Source organism: Streptomyces sp. NPDC057280 (assembly GCF_042668605.1).
Taxonomy (GTDB): domain Bacteria; phylum Actinomycetota; class Actinomycetes; order Streptomycetales; family Streptomycetaceae; genus Streptomyces.
The window spans coordinates 108,549-128,550 of the sequence record NZ_JBHUYR010000009.1 but is presented as its reverse complement, the minus strand read 5'-3'; the positions used below and the strand labels follow the sequence as shown (position 1 = coordinate 128,550).

At 70.7% G+C, this 20,002-nt stretch carries 17 protein-coding genes; 4 read left to right on the top strand and 13 right to left on the bottom strand.

Annotated features, from left to right (window positions below; all coding sequences use genetic code 11):
* Positions 1–135: 135 nt before the first annotated feature.
* The gene (locus ACFUO4_RS36785) at positions 136–762 is read right to left on the bottom strand and encodes a TetR/AcrR family transcriptional regulator (protein ID WP_079311569.1); all 627 of its coding nucleotides are present in this window, start codon (positions 760–762) and stop codon (positions 136–138) included.
* Between the two features lie 192 nt (positions 763–954).
* On the opposite strand from ACFUO4_RS36785, the gene ACFUO4_RS36780 reads away from it, so the two are divergent.
* The 4 genes from ACFUO4_RS36780 to atzF are packed head-to-tail and all read left to right on the top strand — an operon-like array spanning position 955 to position 7,618.
* Positions 955–1,779, top strand: coding sequence for an urea amidolyase associated protein UAAP1 (locus ACFUO4_RS36780; protein WP_079311568.1), 825 nt, complete (start codon positions 955–957; stop codon positions 1,777–1,779).
* Positions 1,776–2,408: an urea amidolyase associated protein UAAP2 gene (locus ACFUO4_RS36775; protein WP_383493102.1), complete on the top strand. Its 633-nt coding sequence runs from the start codon at positions 1,776–1,778 to the stop codon at positions 2,406–2,408. Before ACFUO4_RS36780 ends, ACFUO4_RS36775 begins: the two co-directional genes overlap by 4 nt.
* Complete coding sequence (locus ACFUO4_RS36770) at positions 2,405–5,908, top strand: 5-oxoprolinase/urea amidolyase family protein (RefSeq protein WP_383493099.1); 3,504 nt, start codon at positions 2,405–2,407, stop codon at positions 5,906–5,908. The genes ACFUO4_RS36775 and ACFUO4_RS36770 overlap by 4 nt, the downstream gene beginning before the upstream one ends.
* A gap of 48 nt (positions 5,909–5,956) precedes the next feature.
* Positions 5,957–7,618 (top strand): allophanate hydrolase, encoded by a 1,662-nt coding sequence (gene atzF, locus ACFUO4_RS36765; RefSeq protein ID WP_383493096.1) that lies wholly within the window; start codon positions 5,957–5,959, stop codon positions 7,616–7,618.
* A gap of 56 nt (positions 7,619–7,674) precedes the next feature.
* On the opposite strand, the gene ACFUO4_RS36760 is transcribed toward atzF, so the two are convergent.
* The 12 genes from ACFUO4_RS36760 to ACFUO4_RS36705 all read right to left on the bottom strand — a co-directional run bounded on the left by ACFUO4_RS36760 (position 7,675) and on the right by ACFUO4_RS36705 (position 19,944).
* On the bottom strand, positions 7,675–10,530 hold the full coding sequence (locus ACFUO4_RS36760) for a DEAD/DEAH box helicase (protein ID WP_383493093.1): 2,856 nt from the start codon (positions 10,528–10,530) through the stop codon (positions 7,675–7,677).
* A 40-nt stretch (positions 10,531–10,570) separates the two neighbouring features.
* Positions 10,571–11,461 (bottom strand): diacylglycerol kinase, encoded by an 891-nt coding sequence (locus tag ACFUO4_RS36755; protein WP_383493090.1) that lies wholly within the window; start codon positions 11,459–11,461, stop codon positions 10,571–10,573.
* 31 nt (positions 11,462–11,492) lie between these two features.
* On the bottom strand, positions 11,493–12,455 hold the full coding sequence (gene tatC, locus ACFUO4_RS36750) for a twin-arginine translocase subunit TatC (RefSeq protein ID WP_383493087.1): 963 nt from the start codon (positions 12,453–12,455) through the stop codon (positions 11,493–11,495).
* 47 nt (positions 12,456–12,502) lie between these two features.
* A complete protein-coding gene (gene tatA / locus ACFUO4_RS36745; RefSeq protein ID WP_079311564.1) occupies positions 12,503–12,790 on the bottom strand; it encodes a Sec-independent protein translocase subunit TatA in 288 nt (95 codons plus the stop codon).
* Positions 12,791–13,051: 261 nt separating this feature from the next.
* Positions 13,052–13,246, bottom strand: coding sequence for a hypothetical protein (locus ACFUO4_RS36740; protein WP_079311563.1), 195 nt, complete (start codon positions 13,244–13,246; stop codon positions 13,052–13,054).
* A gap of 9 nt (positions 13,247–13,255) precedes the next feature.
* Positions 13,256–13,516, bottom strand: coding sequence for a hypothetical protein (locus ACFUO4_RS36735; protein ID WP_383493411.1), 261 nt, complete (start codon positions 13,514–13,516; stop codon positions 13,256–13,258).
* 77 nt (positions 13,517–13,593) lie between these two features.
* A complete protein-coding gene (locus ACFUO4_RS36730) occupies positions 13,594–14,622 on the bottom strand; it encodes a YafY family protein (RefSeq protein ID WP_079311561.1) in 1,029 nt (342 codons plus the stop codon).
* 19 nt (positions 14,623–14,641) lie between these two features.
* Positions 14,642–15,595, bottom strand: coding sequence for a YafY family protein (locus ACFUO4_RS36725; protein WP_079311560.1), 954 nt, complete (start codon positions 15,593–15,595; stop codon positions 14,642–14,644).
* A gap of 149 nt (positions 15,596–15,744) precedes the next feature.
* Entirely contained in the window at positions 15,745–16,116 is a 372-nt protein-coding gene (locus ACFUO4_RS36720) for an FKBP-type peptidyl-prolyl cis-trans isomerase (protein WP_079311559.1), read from the bottom strand.
* 61 nt (positions 16,117–16,177) lie between these two features.
* Complete coding sequence (locus ACFUO4_RS36715) at positions 16,178–17,185, bottom strand: FKBP-type peptidyl-prolyl cis-trans isomerase (protein WP_383493081.1); 1,008 nt, start codon at positions 17,183–17,185, stop codon at positions 16,178–16,180.
* 128 nt (positions 17,186–17,313) lie between these two features.
* Complete coding sequence (gene pafA, locus ACFUO4_RS36710) at positions 17,314–18,675, bottom strand: Pup--protein ligase (RefSeq protein WP_079311557.1); 1,362 nt, start codon at positions 18,673–18,675, stop codon at positions 17,314–17,316.
* A 9-nt stretch (positions 18,676–18,684) separates the two neighbouring features.
* Entirely contained in the window at positions 18,685–19,944 is a 1,260-nt protein-coding gene (locus tag ACFUO4_RS36705; protein ID WP_383493077.1) for an MFS transporter, read from the bottom strand.
* Positions 19,945–20,002: the final 58 nt, after the last annotated feature.

Sequence of the window (20,002 nt, the reverse complement as noted above, 5' to 3'; positions counted from 1 at the left end):
AAACGCCCCCGCGACAGGAGTACCCTCGTCCCCATTTACACGCTGAGCCGCCGTTCGCACACGGTGCGTCACGACGTACGGGCGTGCGAAAGCCACTCACCGTGACGGGTGAAGGCCCGCTTCCGATACGGCGGTTCAGACTCCGGCGATACGCAGCGCCGCGTCGGCCGTCGCCTCCGCGAACACCGACACCGGGCGTTCGGGGTCGGAGCGGTGGACGAGGATGACCCCCTCGATCAGCCCGAAGACGAGGTCGGTGCGCAGGTCGAGCTCGCTCTTGGCGAGCGCGCTGCCGGCCTCGGTCGCGGCGAGCAGCTGCCGGTAGGCGTCCTTGAGTTCGGCGCGCACGGCTCGGAACCCGGCGAACCGCTCGGCGCGCACCTCGGGCAGCAGGTACAGGCCGCCGAGGTTGTGCGGGCCGCCGCACAGCAGTTCCACGTCGGCGCGGCACAGCTCCCAGAGCCGGTCCGCGGCCGGTGTCGCGTCGTCGGCGAGGAGTTCACGGGCGTAGCCGAGGGACGGGGTGACCGTGGACTCCAGGAGCTGGGCGAGCAGCTCCTCCTTGCCGGAGACGTAGTGGTACATGGAGGCCTGACGCATGCCCGCGCGCTCGGCGACCGCCCGCGTGGTGGTCGCCGCGTAGCCGCGGGTGGTGAACAACTCGGCGGCCGCGGCGAGGAGTTCGGCACGCGGCTCCATCCCGCTGTCCGCCCGCTGCGCGGCCCGCGGCCTGCCGACCCGTCGCCCACCTGTCGTTCCCATGCGTTCGATCCTCGCACAGGCCGCCACCCGGTGATCCACACGCCGGAGGGGCCACCGAGGTGAGCCCTCGGTAACCGGCCCGCAACACCCGGGCAACCCCCGTGACCCGACCCGCGCCTAATTTCTGTCGCACGACAGAAATACCCCCGTTCGAAGCCCCTCATGAAGTTTCCCGGAGCCGGAGGTCCCGCGATGGCGACAGCGACCACGTACGGAGCGCGCGATCACGCCCGCGCCCAGGAGGGCACGCGCACCGAGGCCATGCCGGTGGTGCCGGCCGCCGACTGGCCCGAGCCCCCTTGCGAGGCGGGCCATCTGGTGTGGGCCGAGACGGTCGCGGGCGGCAACTACACCCACCGGGTGCTCGCCCGCGGCACCGAGCTGCGCCTGACCGATCTGCGCGGCGACGCCTGCGCCCACCTCCTGCTGTACGCGGCGGACCGCCCCTGGGAGCGGCTGAACGTCGCCGACACCGTGAAGGTGCAGTGGAACGCCTACCTCGGCGAAGGCCAGCTGCTCCTGTCCGACCAGGGCCGCGTCCTCGCGACCGTGGTCGCCGACAGCTCGGGCCGGCATGACGCGCTGTGCGGCACCTCCACCCTCGTACGCAACACACGGCGCTACGGCGACGGCACCCCCCAGTCCCCCTCCCCCGCCGGACGCGAGCTGTTCAAGCTGGCGGCGGCCAAGAACGGCCTCGAACCCCGCGATCTGCCCCCGTCGCTCTCCTTCTTCCAGGGCGTGGAGGTCCGCGAGGACGGCGCCCTGGACTTCACCGGTTCGGCCGGTGCCGGCGGCAGCGTCACCCTGCGGACCGAGCAGGACGTCACCGTGCTGATCGCCAACGTCCCGCACCCGGCCGACCCGCGCCCCGACTACGTCAGCACCCCGCTGGAGGTCCTCGCCTGGCGGGCCGCGCCGACCGCGCCCGGCGACCCCCTGTGGGACGCCACCCCCGAGGGCCGCCGCGCCTTCCTCAACACCGCCGAATTCCTCACCGCCAGGGGGCTCGCATGACGTCCGTGGTTCCCGCGAAGGCCCTCGTTCCCGTGACGGCCGTCGTGCCCGCCCGCGCCGCCTGGTCGTCCGTCGTACGGGCCGGTGAGACGCTCACCATCACCGACCTGCACGGCAACCAGGCCGTCGACTTCCTCGTCTACGACGCCCACGACACGTCCGTCCGCTACAGCGCGCCCGACACCGTCCACGCCCAGGGCGGCATCTTCCTCACCACCGGCAGCGTGCTGATGTCCAACGAGCACACGCCGCTGATGACGGTCGTCGCCGACGACGTCGGCCGCCACGACACGGTCGGCGGCGCCTGCTCCAAGGAGTCCAACACCCTCCGCTACGGCCACCACACCTGGTCGCAGCACGCGTGCGTGGACAACTTCCTCGCCGAGGGCGCCCGTTACGGCCTCGGCAAGCGCGACCTGGTCTCCAACATCAACTGGTACATGAACGTCCCGGTCGAGAAGGACGGCACGCTCGGCATCGTGGACGGCATCTCGGCACCGGGTCTCTCCCTGACCCTGCGCGCCGAGCGCGACGTCCTCGTCCTGGTCTCCAACTGCCCGCAGATCAACAACCCTTGCAACGGCTTCGAGCCGACGGCGGTAAAGATGACGATCGGGGCCGCCGGATGAGCTTCGACACGCTGCTCGTCGCGAACCGCGGTGAGATCGCGGTACGGATCATCCGCACGGCACGTGAACTGGGCCTGCGCACGGTCGCCGTGTACTCCGACCCCGACCGCTCGGCACCCCACGTCCGGCTCGCCGACACGGCCGTACGGCTGGGGCCCGCGCCCGCGAAGGAGTCGTACCTCGACGCGGACCTGGTCCTGAAGGCGGCGAAGGACACCGGCGCGGGCGCCATCCACCCCGGGTACGGCTTCCTGTCGGAGGACGCCGACTTCGCGCGGCGCTGCGAGGAGGCCGGGATCGTCTTCGTCGGCCCGACGCCGGAGCAGCTGGAGCTGTTCGGCGCCAAGCACACGGCGCGGGCGGCGGCCGAGGCGGCGGGGGTGCCGCTGGCACCGGGGACCGGCCTGCTGGCCTCGCTGGACGAGGCCCTCGCGCGCGCGTCGGCGATCGGCTACCCGGTCATGCTCAAGGCGACCGGCGGTGGTGGCGGTATCGGTATGTCGGCATGTCGATCCGCCGACGAACTGACCGACGCCTGGGACCGCGTGCAGCGCGTCGCCGCCGCCTCCTTCTCCTCCGCGGGCGTCTTCCTGGAACGCCTCGTCGAGCACGCCCGCCACGTCGAGGTCCAGGTCTTCGGCGACGGCGAGGGCCGGGTCGTCACCTTCGGCGACCGCGACTGCTCCCTGCAACGCCGCAACCAGAAGGTCCTCGAGGAAGCCCCGGCTCCGGGCCTCCCCGCCCACGTGCGCGAGCAACTCGCCTCCAGCGCACGCGACCTGTGCGCCTCCGTCGGCTACCGCTCCGCCGGAACCGTCGAGTTCGTCTACGACGCCGCCCGCGAGGAGGCCTACTTCCTGGAGGTCAACACCCGCCTCCAGGTGGAACATCCGGTCACCGAGGAGATCTACGGCGTCGACCTGGTCGCCTGGATGCTGCGGCTGGCCGGCGGCGAGACGGACGTCGTCCGCGACCCCGGCCCACCGCGCGGCCACGCCGTCGAGGCCCGCGTCTACGCCGAGGACCCCTCCCGCGAACACCGGCCCAGCGCGGGCCTGTTGACGCGGGTCGAGTTCCCTCCCGGCGTCCGCGTCGACGGCTGGGTGGAGACGGGCACCGAGGTGACGACGTCGTACGACCCGATGCTCGCGAAGGTCATCGCGTACGGCTCCGACCGCGCCCACGCCCTGCGCCGCCTCGACGAGGCGCTGGCCCGCACCCGCGTCGACGGCATCGAGACCAACCTGGGCCTGGTCCGCGCCGCCCTCGCCGACCCGCGCTTCACCCGGGCGACGCACTCCACGGCGACCCTGGCGACCGTCACCGACCCCACCCCGCGTATCGAGGTCGTCTCCGGCGGCACCCTCACCACCGTGCAGGACTGGCCCGGCCGCACCGGCTACTGGCAGGTCGGCGTGCCCCCGTGCGGCCCGATGGACGACCGCGCCTTCCGGCTCGGCAACCAGGCGCTGGGCAACCACGAAGGCGCGCCCGGCCTCGAATGCACCCTCCAGGGACCGTCGTTGAGGTTCACCCACCCGACGACGGTGTGCGTCACGGGCGCCCCGGCCGAGGTCACCGTGGACGGCGTGCCGGTCCCGCAGTGGGAGCCGGTGACGATACCCGCCGGGTCGCTGCTGGCCGTGGGCGCGCCCACCGAGCACGGCCTGCGCACCTACGTCCTGTTCGCCGGCGGCCTCGACGTGCCCGCGTTCCTCGGCAGCGCGAGCACCTTCACGCTGGGCCGCTTCGGCGGACACGGCGGCAGGGCGCTGCGCACCGGCGACGTCCTGCACGGCGGCGGCGAGACCCCCGGAACGCCGGTCACCGACCCGCCGTCGTACGGCTCTACCTGGCACATCGCCGCCGTCGAAGGCCCGCACGCGGCACCGGAGTTCTTCACCGAGGACGACATCCGCGACTTCTACGCCGCCGACTGGAAGGTGCACTTCAACTCGGCGCGCACCGGCGTCCGGCTCGTCGGCCCCAAGCCCCGCTGGGCCCGCACCGACGGCGGCGAGGCGGGCCTGCACCCGTCCAACATCCACGACACCCCGTACTCGGTCGGCGCCGTCGACTACACCGGCGACATGCCGGTGCTGCTCGGCCCGGACGGCCCCTCGCTGGGCGGCTTCGTGTGCCCGGCGACGGTCCTCAGCGCCGAGCGCTGGAAGCTGGGCCAGCTGCGACCGGGCGACACGGTCCGCTTCGTACCGGTGGACGTGGACGGCTCACCCCGCCCGGAGATCGTGGACGGCGGCATCCTCGCCCGCGACGGCGACGTGACGTACCGCCGCAGCGGCGACGACAACCTGCTCGTCGAGTTCGGGCCGATGCAGCTGGACCTGGCGCTGCGCATGCGCGTCCACGCCCTGATGGAAGCGGTGGCCGAGGCGGTGCTGGACGGGGTCACCGACCTCACCCCGGGCATCCGCTCGCTCCAGATCCAGACGGACCCGCGGCGCCTGCCCCAGCACGAACTCCTCGCCACGGTACGGGAGATCGTCGACGCGCTCCCCCCGACGGACCAGCTCGTCGTCCCCTCCCGCACCGTCCACCTCCCCCTGTCCTGGGACGACCCGGCGACCCGGGAGGCGATCGCCCGCTACATGGCGGGCGTACGCGACGACGCGCCCTGGTGCCCGTGGAACATCGAGTTCATCCGCCGCGTCAACGGCCTGGACTCGGTGACCGACGTCTACCGCACGGTCTTCGACGCGGAGTACCTCGTACTGGGCCTGGGAGACGTCTACTTGGGCGCCCCGGTCGCCACGCCCCTGGACCCCCGCCACCGCCTGGTGACGACCAAGTACAACCCGGCCCGCACCTGGACTGCGGAGAACTCGGTCGGCATCGGCGGCGCCTACCTCTGCATCTACGGCATGGAAGGCCCCGGCGGCTACCAGTTCGTGGGCCGTACGACCCAGGTCTGGTCGGGCTGGCAGCAGCGCGGCGTGTTCGAGCCGGGCTCTCCCTGGCTGCTGCGCTTCTTCGACCGGATCAAGTGGTACCCGGTCGACGCGGACGAACTCCTCGACCTGCGGGCGGACATCACCTCCGGACGCTTCGTGCCGCGCATCGAGGAGGGCACCTTCTCCCTCGCCGACTACCAGGCCTTCCTCTCCGACAACGCCGATTCCATAACGGAGTTCAGGACCCGGCAGCAGGCGGCGTTCGCCGCGGAACGGGACGCGTGGGAGGCGGCGGGCGAGTTCACCAGGGCGGAGGCCGCGGCCGCACCGCCGGCTCCCCCGGCGGCGGTCACGGTCCCCGCGGGCGGACGCCTGGTCGAGGCCGAATTCGCCGCCTCCGTATGGCAGTTGAACGTCTCACCCGGCGACGAGGTGACGGCCGGACAGCCGCTCCTCGCGCTGGAGGCGATGAAGATGGAGTCCAGGGTGCACGCACCGGCCGACGGCGTGGTGTCGGAGATCCTGGCCAGACCGGGCGACCAGGTGGAGGCGGGGACGGCGCTGCTGGTCCTCGGCCCCGCGAAGTGAAAGCTGCCTGCCGGTCCCAGGGCCCGCGAACTTGAAACGAGGAACCGCATGACCGACGCCCTCACCCGCGTCCGCGCCGCCTACGCCCGCATCGAGGCCGTGGACCGCCCCGAGATCTGGATCGACCTGCGCCCGCAGACGGAGGTCGAGGCCGAGGCCCGCGCCCTGGACACCCGCGTGGGCACCGGCGAGTACCTTCCCCTCGCCGGCCGCCTGTTCGCCGCGAAGGGCAACATCGACGTGGCGGGCCTGCCGACGACCGCGGGCTGCCCGGCGTACGCCTACCACCCGGACGAGGACGCTCCCGTCGTGGCCCGCCTGCGCGCGGCCGGCGCCATCGTCCTCGGCACCACGAACCTGGACCAGTTCGCGACCGGCCTGGTCGGCACCCGCTCCCCGTACGGCGCCGTCCGGGGCGCCCACGACCCGTCCCGCATCAGCGGCGGCTCCAGCTCGGGCTCGGCCGTCGCAGTGGCCCTCGGCCTGGTCGACTTCGCCCTGGGCACCGACACGGCCGGGTCGGGCCGGGTACCGGCCGCCTTCAACGGCATCGTCGGCCTCAAACCCACCCGGGGCCTGGTCCCGACGACCGGGGTGGTCCCGGCCTGCGCCTCCCTGGACTGCGTGACGGTCTTCGCCCGCACCCTCCCGGAGGCGGAACAGGCGCTCGCCCACATGACGACAGGCACACCCCCCGCCCTCCCCGGCCGGGCACCGGGCCCCTGGCGGATCGCCGTCCCGCCCCTCGACCAGCTCGGCGAACTGGACGAGGGCTGGGCGGAGGCCTACGAGGCGGCCGTCGCCCAGCTCTCGGCCGCCGGCGCGAAGATCCGCACCCTCGACCTGACCCCGTTCACCGAGGCGGCCGCGATGCTCTACGAGGGCGCGTTCGTGGCCGAGCGCTACACGGCAGTGGGGAGCTTTGTCGACAAGTTGCTCGCGGAGGGAGGCAAGGGCCTCGACCCGACCGTCGCCGGCATCATCACCCGCGCCCGCGACATCCCGGCCCACCGGCTCTACGCCGACATGGACCGCCTGGCGGCCCTGCGCACCCGCGCCCTGACCGAACTCTCCGACGCGGACGCCCTGCTGCTCCCCACGACCCCGGGCCACCCGACCCTCGCGGAGGTGGCCGCGGACCCCCTGTCCGGCAACGCCCGCCTGGGCCGCTTCACCAACTCCACCAACCTCTTCGACCTGGCCGCGGTGGCGGCACCGGCAGGCGAGGTGAACGGCCTCCCGTTCGGCGTGATGCTGATCGGCCCGGCGTTCACGGACGCACGCCTGGCGCGGCTGGCGGGCCTGCTCCAGCCGGAGACGAGGCTGGCGGTGGTGGGAGCCCACCTGTCGGGCCAGCCCTTGAACCCCCAACTCCTGTCACTGGGGGCCCGCTTGGAACGTACGACCACGACGGCCGCGGCCTATCACCTCTATGCCCTGCGCACGACCCCGCCGAAGCCCGGCTTGGTCCACGTCGGCGAGGAAGGCGTGCCGATCGAGACAGAGATCTGGCGCCTCCCGGCAGAGGGCCTGGGCCGCCTACTGTCGACGCTCCCCCGCCCAATGACGCTGGGCAGCGTGGAACTGTCGGACGGAAGCCGGGTCCCAGGCTTCCTCTGCGAACCGAGTGCATTGCAGGAAGCCGAGGACATCACAGCGTTCCAAGGCTGGCGTTCCTATCTGAATCGCCGGGAAGGACAACGCCCTTAGGGGCGCGGGGAACTGCGCGACCAGCCACACTCCACCCGCACCCGCGAAGCAATCCGTCACCCCACCGACGAGTAGGCCACAACCCCCCGCAACAACTGATCGACCGCCTTCCGCGCAGCCTTGGCCACAGAAGACCCCTCCCTCGCCGGCGCCGCAGCCGAGATCTGCCCCAGCACATCGATCACCTGCTTGCACCACCGCACAAAGTCCCCGGCCGGCATCTCAGCCTCCCGAAGCACCTCGTCGAGCCCCTTCCCACTGGCCCACATGTACGCGGCCCAGGCGAACCCGAGATCCGGCTCACGCTGCCCGACACCCTCGGTCTGCGTGATCCGGAAGTCCTCCTCGAGGGCATCCAGCCGCCCCCAGATCCGCACCATCTCCCCCAGCGCGGCCTTCGCCTTGCCGGACGGCACCTTCGGCGCCATGGCGTCGTCACCGACCCGCGCCTCGTACACCAACGCCGAGACACAGGCAGCGAGCTCGGCAGGGGCAAGCCCCTCCCAGACCCCGGCCCGCAGACATTCACTGGCCAGCAGATCGAGCTCGCCGTAGAGCCGCGCCAGCCGCTTCCCGTGCTCGGTGACCTCGTCGGCCCGCAGATAGTCCAGCTCGGTCAGCAGCGCGACGATGCGGTCGAAGGTCCGCGCGATCGTGTTCGTACGCCCCTCGATGCGCCGCTCCAGCTGCGAGGTGTCCCGCAGCAGCCGGTGATACCGCTCGGCCCACCGCGCGTGGTCCTCCCGGTCGTCGCACCCGTGGCACGGGTGCGCCCGGATCGCGGTCCGCAGCCGCGCGATCTCACGGTCGTCGGCGGCCTGCGCCCGCTTCTTTCGGGCCCGTTCCGGCGGAATGTGCCCGGCCTTGGTCCGCAGGGCGGAGGCCAGGTCCCGACGGGACTGCGGCGAGCGCGGGTTGAAGGACTTGGGGATCCGCATCCGGTCCAACGCCTCGACCGGGACGGGGAAGTCCATCGACGCCAGCCGCTTGACCTGCCGCTCGGCGGTCAGCACCAGCGGCCGGGGCCCGTCATGCTGCTCGAAGCCCCGGTGCCCGTTGGACCGTCCGGCGGGCAGCCCCGGGTCCAACACCAGGGCCAGACCGGCGTACTTGCCGGTCGGGACATGGATGACGTCGCCCGGCTTGAGCTTCTCGAGCGCCGTGGCGGCCTCGGCGCGCCGCTGGTTGGCGCCCTGCCGGGCCAACTCGGTCTCGCGGTCCTTCAGTTCGCGCCGCAGGCGCGCGTACTCCTCGAAGTCGCCGAGGTGGCAGGTCATGGACTCCTTGTAGCCCTCGAGACCCTCCTCGTTGCGCTGCACCTGACGCGAGATGCCCACGACCGACTTGTCGGCCTGGAACTGCGCGAACGACGTCTCCAGCAGTTCCCTGGACCGGTGCCGCCCGAACTGCTCGACCAGGTTGACCGCCATGTTGTACGACGGCTTGAAGCTGGACCGCAGCGGATACGTGCGCGTGCCGGCGAGTCCGGCGAGGTGGTCGGGGCTCATGCCGCGCTGCCACAGCACGACGGCATGGCCCTCGACGTCGATACCCCGGCGCCCCGCACGCCCCGTCAACTGGGTGTACTCGCCGGGGGTGATGTCGGCGTGCTGCTCGCCGTTCCACTTGACGAGCTTCTCCAACACCACCGACCGGGCGGGCATGTTGATGCCCAGGGCGAGGGTCTCGGTCGCGAACACTGCCTTGACCAGGCCGCGTACGAAGAGTTCCTCGACGACCTCCTTGAACGTCGGCAGCATGCCCGCGTGGTGGGCCGCGATGCCGCGCTCGAGGCCTTCCAGCCACTCGTAGTACCCGAGGACGTGCAGGTCCTCGTGCGGGATGGAGGCGGTGCGCTCCTCGACCAGGTCGCGGACCTTGGCCCGCGCCTCGTCGTCGTTGAGCCGGAGGCCGGCGTACAGGCACTGCTGTACGGCCGCTTCGCAGGCCGCGCGGCTGAAGATGAACGTGATGGCGGGCAGCAGCCCTTCGGCGTCGAGCCGCTCGATGACCTCGGGCCGGCCCGGCGTCCACACGCGCGAGCGCTGTCTGCGTTCCCGCTCCCGGTCGGCCTCGCGCATCGCCCGGCCGCGTCTGCGGTCCTGGTACGAGGGCCGCTGGGCCTCCATGCGGGCCAGCCGCGTGAGGTCGGGGTTGACGGCCTTCTTGTGGCCCTCGCCCTCCTCGAACAGGTCGTACATCCGCCGTCCGGCGAGCACGTGCTGGAACAGGGGCACGGGCCGGTGCTCGGAGACGATCACCTCGGTGTCGCCGCGGACGGTGTCGAGCCAGTCGCCGAACTCCTCGGCGTTGGACACGGTCGCCGACAGCGAGACCAGCGTCACCGACTCGGGGAGGTGGATGATCACCTCTTCCCATACGGCGCCGCGGAAGCGGTCGGAGAGGTAGTGCACCTCGTCCATGACCACGTACCCCAGGCCGAGGAGGGTCTGGGAGCCCGCGTACAGCATGTTCCGCAGCACCTCGGTGGTCATCACGACCACCGGGGCCTCGGAGTTGACGCTGTTGTCGCCGGTGAGCAGACCGACCTTGTCGGCGCCGTAGCGACGGCACAGGTCGGCGTACTTCTGGTTCGACAGCGCCTTGATGGGTGTCGTGTAGAAGCACTTCTTGCCCTGCTGCAGGGCGAGGTGGACGGCGAACTCGCCGACGATCGTCTTGCCGGAGCCGGTGGGGGCGGCCACCAGCACGCCCTTCCCCGCCTCGAGCGCCCGGCAGGCCTCGATCTGGAAGGGGTCGAGGCCGAAGTCGTACATCTCGCGGAAGCCCGCGAGCGCGGTGGCCTGCTCGGCAGCCCGCAGACGGGCAGCCGCATACCGCTCGGCCGGTGAGAGGTCCTCTGTCATCGTGCTTTCGAGCGTACCGGGCCCCACTGACAACAGGACGATCATTATCCGGATCCCGTCTTGTCAAACCCCGGGTCCGTGCACTTCAGAGCCCCGCGACCCGCACCGCGCCCGGCACGCAGCGCGCGGTCAGCGGCAGCGGCCCGAGCGGCTCCCCGTCCGCGTACCCGGTGATCCCCGCCGCGCTGATCTCGACCTTCGCCGCCCGGTGCACGGTGACCTCGGGATGGTCGGCGTGGGTGCCCCGGTACACGCTCGGGAACACCCTGAGCAGCGTGGCCCGGCTGCAGTCGCCGACCACGGTGATGTCGAACAGGCCGTCGGTGAGATCGGCGCCGGGACAGATCCGCATGCCGCCGCCGTACGACGATCCGTTGCCGACCGCCACCAGGGTCGCCTCGATCTCGCGGACCTCGCCGTCGTCGAGCCTGATCCGGTAGGGGAAGGGCTTGAACGCGGCCAGTTCGGCGATCAACGCGAGGTCGTACTTGAAGCGGCCCGTGGGCCATCGCATGCGGTTTCCGCGGTCGTTGACGCGGGAGTCGAAGCCGGAGGCGAGGACGGTGCCGAACCAGCGGTCGCCCACCTGCCCGAGGTCGATGTCGCGCAGCTCGCCGTTCTTGAGGGCGTCCGCGATCCGCCGTCCGGCGGCGGCCGGGTCCCGGACCGGCAGGCCCAGGGCGCGGGCGAGGTCGTTGCCGGTGCCCACGGCGACCAGGCCGAGCGGGGTGCGGGTGCCGGCGACGGCCTGGAGCGCGAGGTGTGCCATGCCGTCGCCGCCGACGGCGATGAGGGCGCCGGTGCCGTCCGCGACGGCGGCACGCGCGCGGGCGAGGGCGTCCCCGGCGTTCTCCCCGAGCACCGTACGCACGGAGAAACCGGCCGCCCGCAACGCGGAAGCGGCCGGCTGCGCCGCGTGGGCGCCCCGGCCGCGACCCGCGGTGGGGTTGACGAAGAGGGTGATCTCGCTGGTCACGTCACTGACCCTACGAGCCGCTTCCCGATCTTCAGGTCACGTCGTCATAACCGTTGACCCGCTCCGTGGTCGACTGCTCGGGCAGCGCCCGGCTGGCGGAGACCGTCTCGACCTCGCCGATGTCCTCGGGGGTGAGGTCCAGGTCGGAGGCCTCGTCGTCGGCGGGGCCCTCGGCCTCGCGGCGGCGCCGGCGCTTGTCGTTGAGCAGGGAGAACATCGTGGCTCCGAAGTACAGCACCCAGATGGGGCCGGCCAGCGCGAGCATGCTCAGGGGGTCCGTGCTCGGCGTCGCGACGGCCGCGAACACGGTGATGCCCATGATCATTCCGCGCCACCAGCCGAGCATCCGCTTGCCGGTGATGATCCCCGTGAGGTTGAGGAAGACCAGCAGCAGGGGCAGCTCGAAGGAGAGACCGAAGACGATCACCATCCGGGTGACGAGCTGGAGCAGGTCGTCGAGCGGCAGGAAGTTGTCGATGCTGCCGTTGGGGGTGAAGTCGATCAGCACCTTCGCGGTGGTGGGAAGCACCGCGTACGCGAAGTAGGCGCCGCCGATGAACAGCGGGGCACCGGTGAAGACGAAGGCGTAGGCGTACTTCTTCTCGTGCCTGTGCAGGCCCGGGGCGACGAACGCCCAGAGCTGGTACAACCAGATCGGCGAGGCGACCACGACACCGGCCATCAACGAAACCTGAAGAGCCAGATTGAAGGGCGCCAGCAGACCGTTGATGGTGATCCGGGCGCACTTCACGGAGGAGTCGTCGGAAGCGCCCGCCTTGGCGAGTTCCGCGAAGCTCTGGTCGCAACCGATCGAGTCCAGGATCGGCCTCGTCAGGAAGTTGATGATGTCGTTGTAGAAGAAGGCGGCGACGATCGTGACGATGACGATGGCCAGCAGCGCCTTCGCGAGCCGGTTGCGAAGCTCACGAAGGTGATCCGCAAGGGGCATCCGCCCCTCGGGATCCTTCTCCTCTTTGCGGGCAGACTTCAGCAACCCACGTTCCCATCTCGTGCGGCGGGCCGGAGGTCACCGGCCCTGCGTCAGCGCTTGGTCGTGTCCGTCGGCTCGGTGACCGGGCGGGAGCTGGTCACGTCACCGGGAGCGGCCTGGATGATGCGCTGCGACGGGGCCTGGTCGTCGGCCTGCTGCGGCGGGTCGGCCGGGGCGGGGGTCTTGCCCTCGTCCTTCATCGCCTTCGCCTCGCTCTTGAGGATGCGGGCGGACTTGCCGAGCGAGCGCGCCATGTCGGGAAGCTTCTTCGCGCCGAACAGCAGGATGATGACGACGAGGATGAGAATGATCTCGGGGGCGCCGAGCCTTCCGAACATAAGTCTTTACCTTCTCACCGAGGCGGCTGGAGTGGGGTGCTGTACGACCGGTCGGACAGGTGTCCGAACGATCGTGTTGTCAGCGATCGTAACGCTCAGGGGTAAACGTGAGGCAATCCCCGTGCGTACTCCCGGTCCGCGATCCGGGCCTCGTTCTCCGGTCCGCGACCAGCAGCGTACCTGCCCATGCCGTCAAGGTGACAGGGCGAAGTGACCCAAAACGCTTGCGGCGCAGGACTCACACCCAGAGCACAGCGGGACTCACAGCGCGTCCACGGAGCGCGCGGTGCTCTCGGCGGCCCGCTCCAGATCCGCCGCGGCCCTGCTGATGCGCTGCGCGGAGTCGGAGACCTGCCGTCCCAGCCGCTGCGCCTCCAGGAACACACGCACGGCGAGCACGCCGAGGACGGCGATTCCCAGGAAGCCCACAGCCACAGCGAACATCGACCAGAACATAAGCAGACCCTAGAGGGTCGAGTGCAGGCGCAGTGTCCTGACCCCGCCGCCGGTGAGCAGCTCCACGATCCGCTCCCCGGCCGGCTTGCGCACGGAGACCCCGCAGTCCGGGCAGGTGAAGGAGTAGAACGTGCTCTTGCTGGTGGCTCCGATGGCCAGCCGCAGGGCGCCGGCGGTGAGCTCGAAGCGGCCCCGGCAGTCCGGGCAGCCGGCCCGGAACACCATCGGGGAGACGCTTCTCATCCCGGCGAAGGCGGCCGCCACGGACATCCCCGCCGCACCCGTAGCGCCGGAGACGCCTGCTCCAGAGGTCCCCGAGGTCACCGCACCGGAGGTAGCCGACTCGCTCAAAGCCCCTGCTCCTGCCTGTCGTACCGCTCGTCGCCTTGCACCTCGACCCCGTCGTACGCCGCCAGCGCCTCGCGAGCCGCCTGCCGGGCGCTGTCGGCCAGCCCGCTCGGCGAGACGATGCGGCCGTCCCGGCCGAGTCGCAGCGCCAGCCGGCGCAGTGAGGCCGGGTCGGGGGTGCGCAGGGTAATACGCAGCCCGCCGTCCGGAAGCTCATCCGCACTGTCGTGCGGGTAGTACTCGGCGACCCAGCGGCCGCCGGGTCCGACCTCGACGACGACCTCCGGGTCCTCGGCGGCGGGCTGGACCAGCGCCTCGGACAGGTCCCGCAGCTCGATCTCGGGCGGCGCGGACGGCTCGTCGAGGATCTTGATCTCGGCGACCCGGTCGAGCCGGAAGGTGCGGCGCGCCTCGGAGCGGCGGCACCAGGCCTCGACATAGGTGTGGCCGACGCTGACCAGGCGGATCGGGTCGATCTCGCGCTCGCTGAGCTCGTCACGGGCGGGCGAGTAGTAGCGGATCCACAGCCGGCGCCGCTCGGAGATCGCCCGGTCGACGTCGGCGAAGACACCGCCCTCCGATTCGAAGGTCACCGACAGCCGGGAGCTCGCGCCGGCCTGCTCGCCGGCGGCGGCCTCCACCTTGGCCGTCGCCCGCAGCAGCGCCTGCCGGTCACTCTCGCGCAGACCCGGCAGCGTGGACACCGCGCGGGCGGCGACCAGCAGCGCGGTGGCCTCGTCGGCGGCGAGCCGGAGCGGCTCGGCGGTCTCCTCGCCGAGGGCGGCCGGGTTGTGCCACCAGATGCGCTCGCCGTCGGTGTCGATGTCCAGGAGGTCACCGCCGCGGAAGCTGGTGCCGCACATGGGCAGCACGTCGAGGTCGGAGACCAGCTCGTCCTCGGTGATGCCGAAGGCCCGGGCGACGTCCTCGACGCGGGCGCCGGGCCGCTCCTTGAGATACGTCACCAGGGACAGCATCCGCCGGGTCTGGTCGATGGCGTTGACGGGCCTGACCGGTTTGCCTGCCACAGTTGTTTCCCGCTCCCCCTCAGCCCTTGGCCACGGCACGCAGCCGGTCCACCACATCGGCCCGCAGCTCGGCCGGCTCCAGGACCACCACGTCCGGACCGAACTCCACCAGCCAGGCGTCCAGCCCGTGGCCGTACGGGATCTCCAACTCGTCCCAGCCGTCCCCGAGTTCCCGCACCGCGGTGGCCTTCGCCCGCAAGGGGTAACCGGCGCCCGCGCGCAGCCTGATCAGCGCGCTGCGGTCCGCGGTCTCCCCTGCCCAGCTCGCGACGGTCTCCCGGACGGTGACGACATCGGGCACCGGCGCGGTGAAGCTGCTGCCGCGCGAGCGCACCTTGCCGGTGATCCGCGACAGCCGGAAAACCCGCTCGGCACCCCGGTCGCGGTCCCAGCCCGCCAGATACCAGTGGCCGCGCCAGCACTCCAGCGCCCACGGCTCCACATGCCGGGTCTCGGGGTGGGCGGCGGTGGCCTTGCGGTAGTCGAAGACGACCGGGCGACGGTCCCGGCAGGCCAGCATCAGCGGCTCGAACGCCGCCTCGTGCACCGGGATACGGGGCTCCAGGGCGCCGTGCGCCTCGTACGGGTCGACGTCCTCCGGCAGTCCGGCCGCGCGCAGCTTCTGCAGGGCGCCGCTGGCCGCGCCCGCGAGGCGGGCCTGCTGCCACACCTTGGCGGCCAGGCCCAGGGCGGCGGCCTCCTCGGCGTCGAGCGTGATCGGCGGCAGGCGGTTGCTGTCCCGGCGGGCGAGATAGCCGACTTCGCCGTCGAGGTTCTCCACCGTCTCGATGACGAGCCCGAGTTCGCGCAGGTCGTCCTTGTCGCGCTCGAACATGCGGTTGAAGGAGTCGTCGCTGTTGGCCTCGAGGTAGGCCTCGATGGACTCACGCAGCTCACGCTTGCTGAGCGGCCTGCGGGTCCCCAGCAGACACAGCGCCAGGTTCATCAGCCGCTCGGCCTTGGCAATGGCCATCGACGCCCTTCGCCTCCCTATGGTGCGTAATGACGTTGACCGTACCGCCCCGCGGTGGCGTGGCAAAAGCCGAGGGCCCATGCCCGGGCAGGCATGGGCCCCAGCTGATCGAGACCGATCGTGTGACGATCACACGTCAGACGGGACGATCAGACGGCGATCAGGTCGACCACGAAGATCAGCGTCTCGCCCGGCTTGATCGCCGGGGTCGGGCTCTGGTTGCCGTAGGCGAGGTGCGCCGGGATGGTCAGCTGGCGACGGCCACCGACCTTCATGCCCTGCACGCCCTGGTCCCAGCCCTTGATGACGCGGCCGCCACCGAGCGGGAACTTGAACGGCGTACCGCGGTTCCAGCTGGCGTCGAACTCCTCGCCGGTGCTGAAGGCGACACCCACGTAGTGCACGGTCACGTTCTGACCGGCCTGCGCGACCTCGCCGTCGCCCTCCCAGATGTCCTTGATCTCGAGGTCCGCCGGGGGCTCGCCGCCCGGGAAGTCGATCTCGGGCTTGTCGATGCTCACGTCACTAGCTCCTGCTTGTTCACGGAAAGGCAACAGGGACAGTCTTACACCCTGGCACGGCTCACATCTTCGCGAGGATGTCCACGGTGAAGACCAGCGTCGAGTCCTTCGAGATGCCACTGCCGGCGGGCGGGTTGTCGCCGTAGCCCAGCTTCGGCGGGATCACGATCAGGACGCGACTGCCGACCTTCTTGCCGGTCAGCCCCTGCGCCCACCCCTTGACGACCTGCTGCAACGAGAACGACGTCAGCGCCTTGCGGCTGTACGTCGAGTCGAACTCCTTGCCGGTGTCCCACAGCACGCCCTTGTACTGGACGAGCACGGTGTTCTCCGCCTTGACCTCGTCACCGTCGCCCTCGATCACGTACTCCGCGACCAGCTTGGTCGGCGCGTCCGCCTTCGGCACGTCGATCGTCGGCGCCTTGCCGTCCGTGTTGGCGCTCACCTTCGGCAGCTTGCTGTCGTCCTGGGCGACCGTCTTGCCCTTGGCCGAGCTCTTGGCGTTGAACGTGCCCTCGATGTCGACCACGAAGACCAGCGTGTCGGTGCCCTTGATGCCCGCCTGCGAGTTGCCCCCCTTGCCGTACCCCCACGTCGGCGCCGTGGACATCAGCACCCGGCTGCCGACCTTCTTGCCCGCCAGCCCATAGCGCCAGCTGTCGATGATCGCGCCCTGGGCGAGTTGGATCACCAGCGGCGTCTTGCGGTCGTAGGAGTTGTCGAAGACCTTCGCCGTGTCCCAGATCTGCCCCAGGTAGTTCGCCTGGATGTAGTCGTTCTCCGCGATCGACTGGCCGCCTCCCGCGATCACCGTCTTCACCGCGACCTGGTCGGACGGATCACCGCTGCCCTTGGCGACCGTCGGCTTCTCACCGAACTTGGTCCCCGCCGTGATCGCCGGCAGCGGACCGTCGACGATCTTCGGCGCCGGCGCCGCGGACGTCTCCGACGCCGAGGGTGAGGGAGACTCGCTCGCGCTCGCCTTGCTCGAGTCGGAATCCTCGTCACCGCACGCGGCGAGGGTGGCCATTCCAGCGGGTACGGCAATGAGAAGTGAGCGTCGGCGCACGGTGAAGGCCTCGTAATCGATCGATCTTGTTGATGGCGTGCGCGCAACTCTACGGCGTGAGAAGGGCGCCGTACGGAAAACGTACGGCGCCCGTGTTGCGTTCCGGCAATCCGACCGGAACACCCGACTCACATACCGGCGATCAGCTTCTCCACCCGGTCGTCCACCGAACGGAACGGGTCCTTGCACAACACCGTGCGCTGCGCCTGGTCGTTCAGCTTGAGGTGGACCCAGTCGACCGTGAAGTCCCGGCGCTGCTCCTGGGCCCGGCGGATGAAGTCACCGCGAAGACGGGCCCGAGTGGTCTGCGGGGGCACGGACTTGCCCTCGAAGATCTTCAAGTCGTTGCAGATACGCGCCGCCTGGCCCTTCCGCTCCAGAAGGTAGTACAGCCCGCGACGACGGTGGATGTCGTGATACGCGAGGTCTATCTGCGCGACCCGCGGATGCGACATGGTCATGTTGTTCTTGGCCCGGTACCGCTCGATGAGCTTGTACTTCATCACCCAGTCGATCTCGGTACCGATCCGGTCGAGGTCCTCCGCTTCGATCGCGTCCAGCGTACGGCCCCACAGCTCCAGGACCTGCTCGACGGTGCCCGTACGAATGCCGCGGCGCTCACAGAAGTCCACGGCCTTCTCGTAGTACTCGCGCTGCACCTCCAGCGCGGAGGCCTCCCGGCCGCTGGCCAGACGCACCTTGCGCCGGCCGGTGATGTCATGGCTGACCTCACGGATCGCCCGGATCGGGTTCTCCAGCGTCAGGTCACGCATCACGGTGCCCGCCTCGATCATGCGCAGCACCAGGTCGGTCGCCCCGACCTTCAGCAGCATGGTCGTCTCGGACATGTTCGAGTCGCCCACGATGACGTGGAGACGGCGGTAACGCTCGGCGTCCGCGTGCGGTTCGTCACGCGTGTTGATGATCGGGCGCGAGCGGGTCGTCGCCGAGGAGACGCCCTCCCAGATGTGCTCCGCCCGCTGACTCACGCAGTAGACCGCGCCACGCGGCGTCTGCAGCACCTTGCCGGCACCACACAGAAGCTGCCGCGTGACGAGGAACGGAATGAGGATGTCCGCGAGCCGGGAGAACTCCCCGTGACGCGCGACGAGGTAGTTCTCGTGGCAGCCGTAGGAGTTGCCGGCCGAGTCCGTGTTGTTCTTGAAGAGGTAGACGTCGCCCGCGATTCCTTCCTCGTGCAGGCGTCGTTCTGCGTCCACCAGGAGTCCTTCGAGAATGCGCTCGCCCGCTTTGTCGTGCGTGACCAGTTCCGTCACGTTGTCACATTCGGGAGTCGCATATTCCGGATGTGACCCGACATCGAGATAGAGGCGGGCGCCGTTTCGCAGAAAGACGTTACTGCTGCGGCCCCATGACACGACACGGCGGAAGAGGTACCGCGCCACCTCGTCGGGAGACAGGCGGCGCTGTCCCCTGAACGTACATGTGACGCCGTACTCGTTCTCCAGCCCGAAAATGCGGCGGTCCATGACTGAACATTACGCCCGATCCCCTGCGCTGAAACGGGGTTCGGCCGCACGGTTTGGATCATTTTCCGATGAAGCCGCAACCACCGCCCCCCTGCCGGGAGCTGCGAGGACCCGCCCGGTGGCCAGCAGAACCAGCAACGACACACCCCCCACGACCGCCGGCACGGCGAACCCCCACAGCGCCCCACCGCGCTCCACGACCGGCCCCGCAAGGCCCGTTCCCACCGAGGAACCCACCGTGAACGTCGTCACGAGCCAGGAGAACGCCTCCGTGACCGTGCCCCGCGGCGCATGCCGGTCGACGAGCACGAACGCACACGCGATCGCCGGCGCCAGGAACAACCCGGCGAGCACCGTCAGCAGCACCATCGGGACCGGACCGGGCCTCAGCATCAACGGCACCTGACATGCCGCCAGAAGAGCGACCAGCACCCGCAGTCGACGCGCCGGCTCACCGCTCCACTGCCGCGCCCCGTACACCGTGCCGCCGATGAGAGCACCCAGCCCCAGGCCCGCCATCATCCAGCCGTACACCGCATCCCCGCCGTGATCGTCCGCGTACGACACCGAAGTGACCGCGATCGACCCCAGAGCACTGCCGACGAACAGGAAGGCCGCCAGCAACGCCAGCAGCCCCGGCGAACGCAGCGCACCCAGCCAGTGCGCCTCCCGCGGCGCCGAGCGCCACGCGCGCGAGGGCCGCGACACGACCACGGAGAGCGCACCCAGCACCCCCAGCACGTTCAGCACCAGCAACGCCGCCTGCGGCGACCACACCGACGCGCACACCGTCAGCAGCAACGGTCCCACCGTGAACATGACTTCCTGCGCCACGGCGTCCATGGCGTACGCCGTGTGCACCTGCTCCTCCCGGTGCAGCACCGACGACCACAGCGCCCGCAGACCGCCCTCCAGGGGCGGCGTGAACAGGCCGGCGGCGGCCACGGCCACGTAGGACAGCACGAGCGGCTCGGTACCGGTGAACGCGAAGGCGGTCATCGCCAGCGCCGAGAGGACCGCGGCCGGCAGCTGCACCCGCGGCTGCCCGTACAGGTCGACCAGCCGCCCCAGCACCGGCTGCCCCACGGCGTTGGCGACGCCGTACACCGCCGCCAGCGCACCCGCGAGGCTGTACGTACCGCCCTCGGAGCGGATGAACAGCACGATCGCGATCGCCGCGATGGCGTTGGGCAGCCGCCCCACGAGCGTGCCGACGAGCAGCCGCGTCGCATGCCTAGCCCTGAGGATCTCCAGGTATCCCGCGGCCATGACCCGCCCTTCCCGTCGGCGACAGCACCGAAGTGTTACGTATAACTTCCATCGTCAT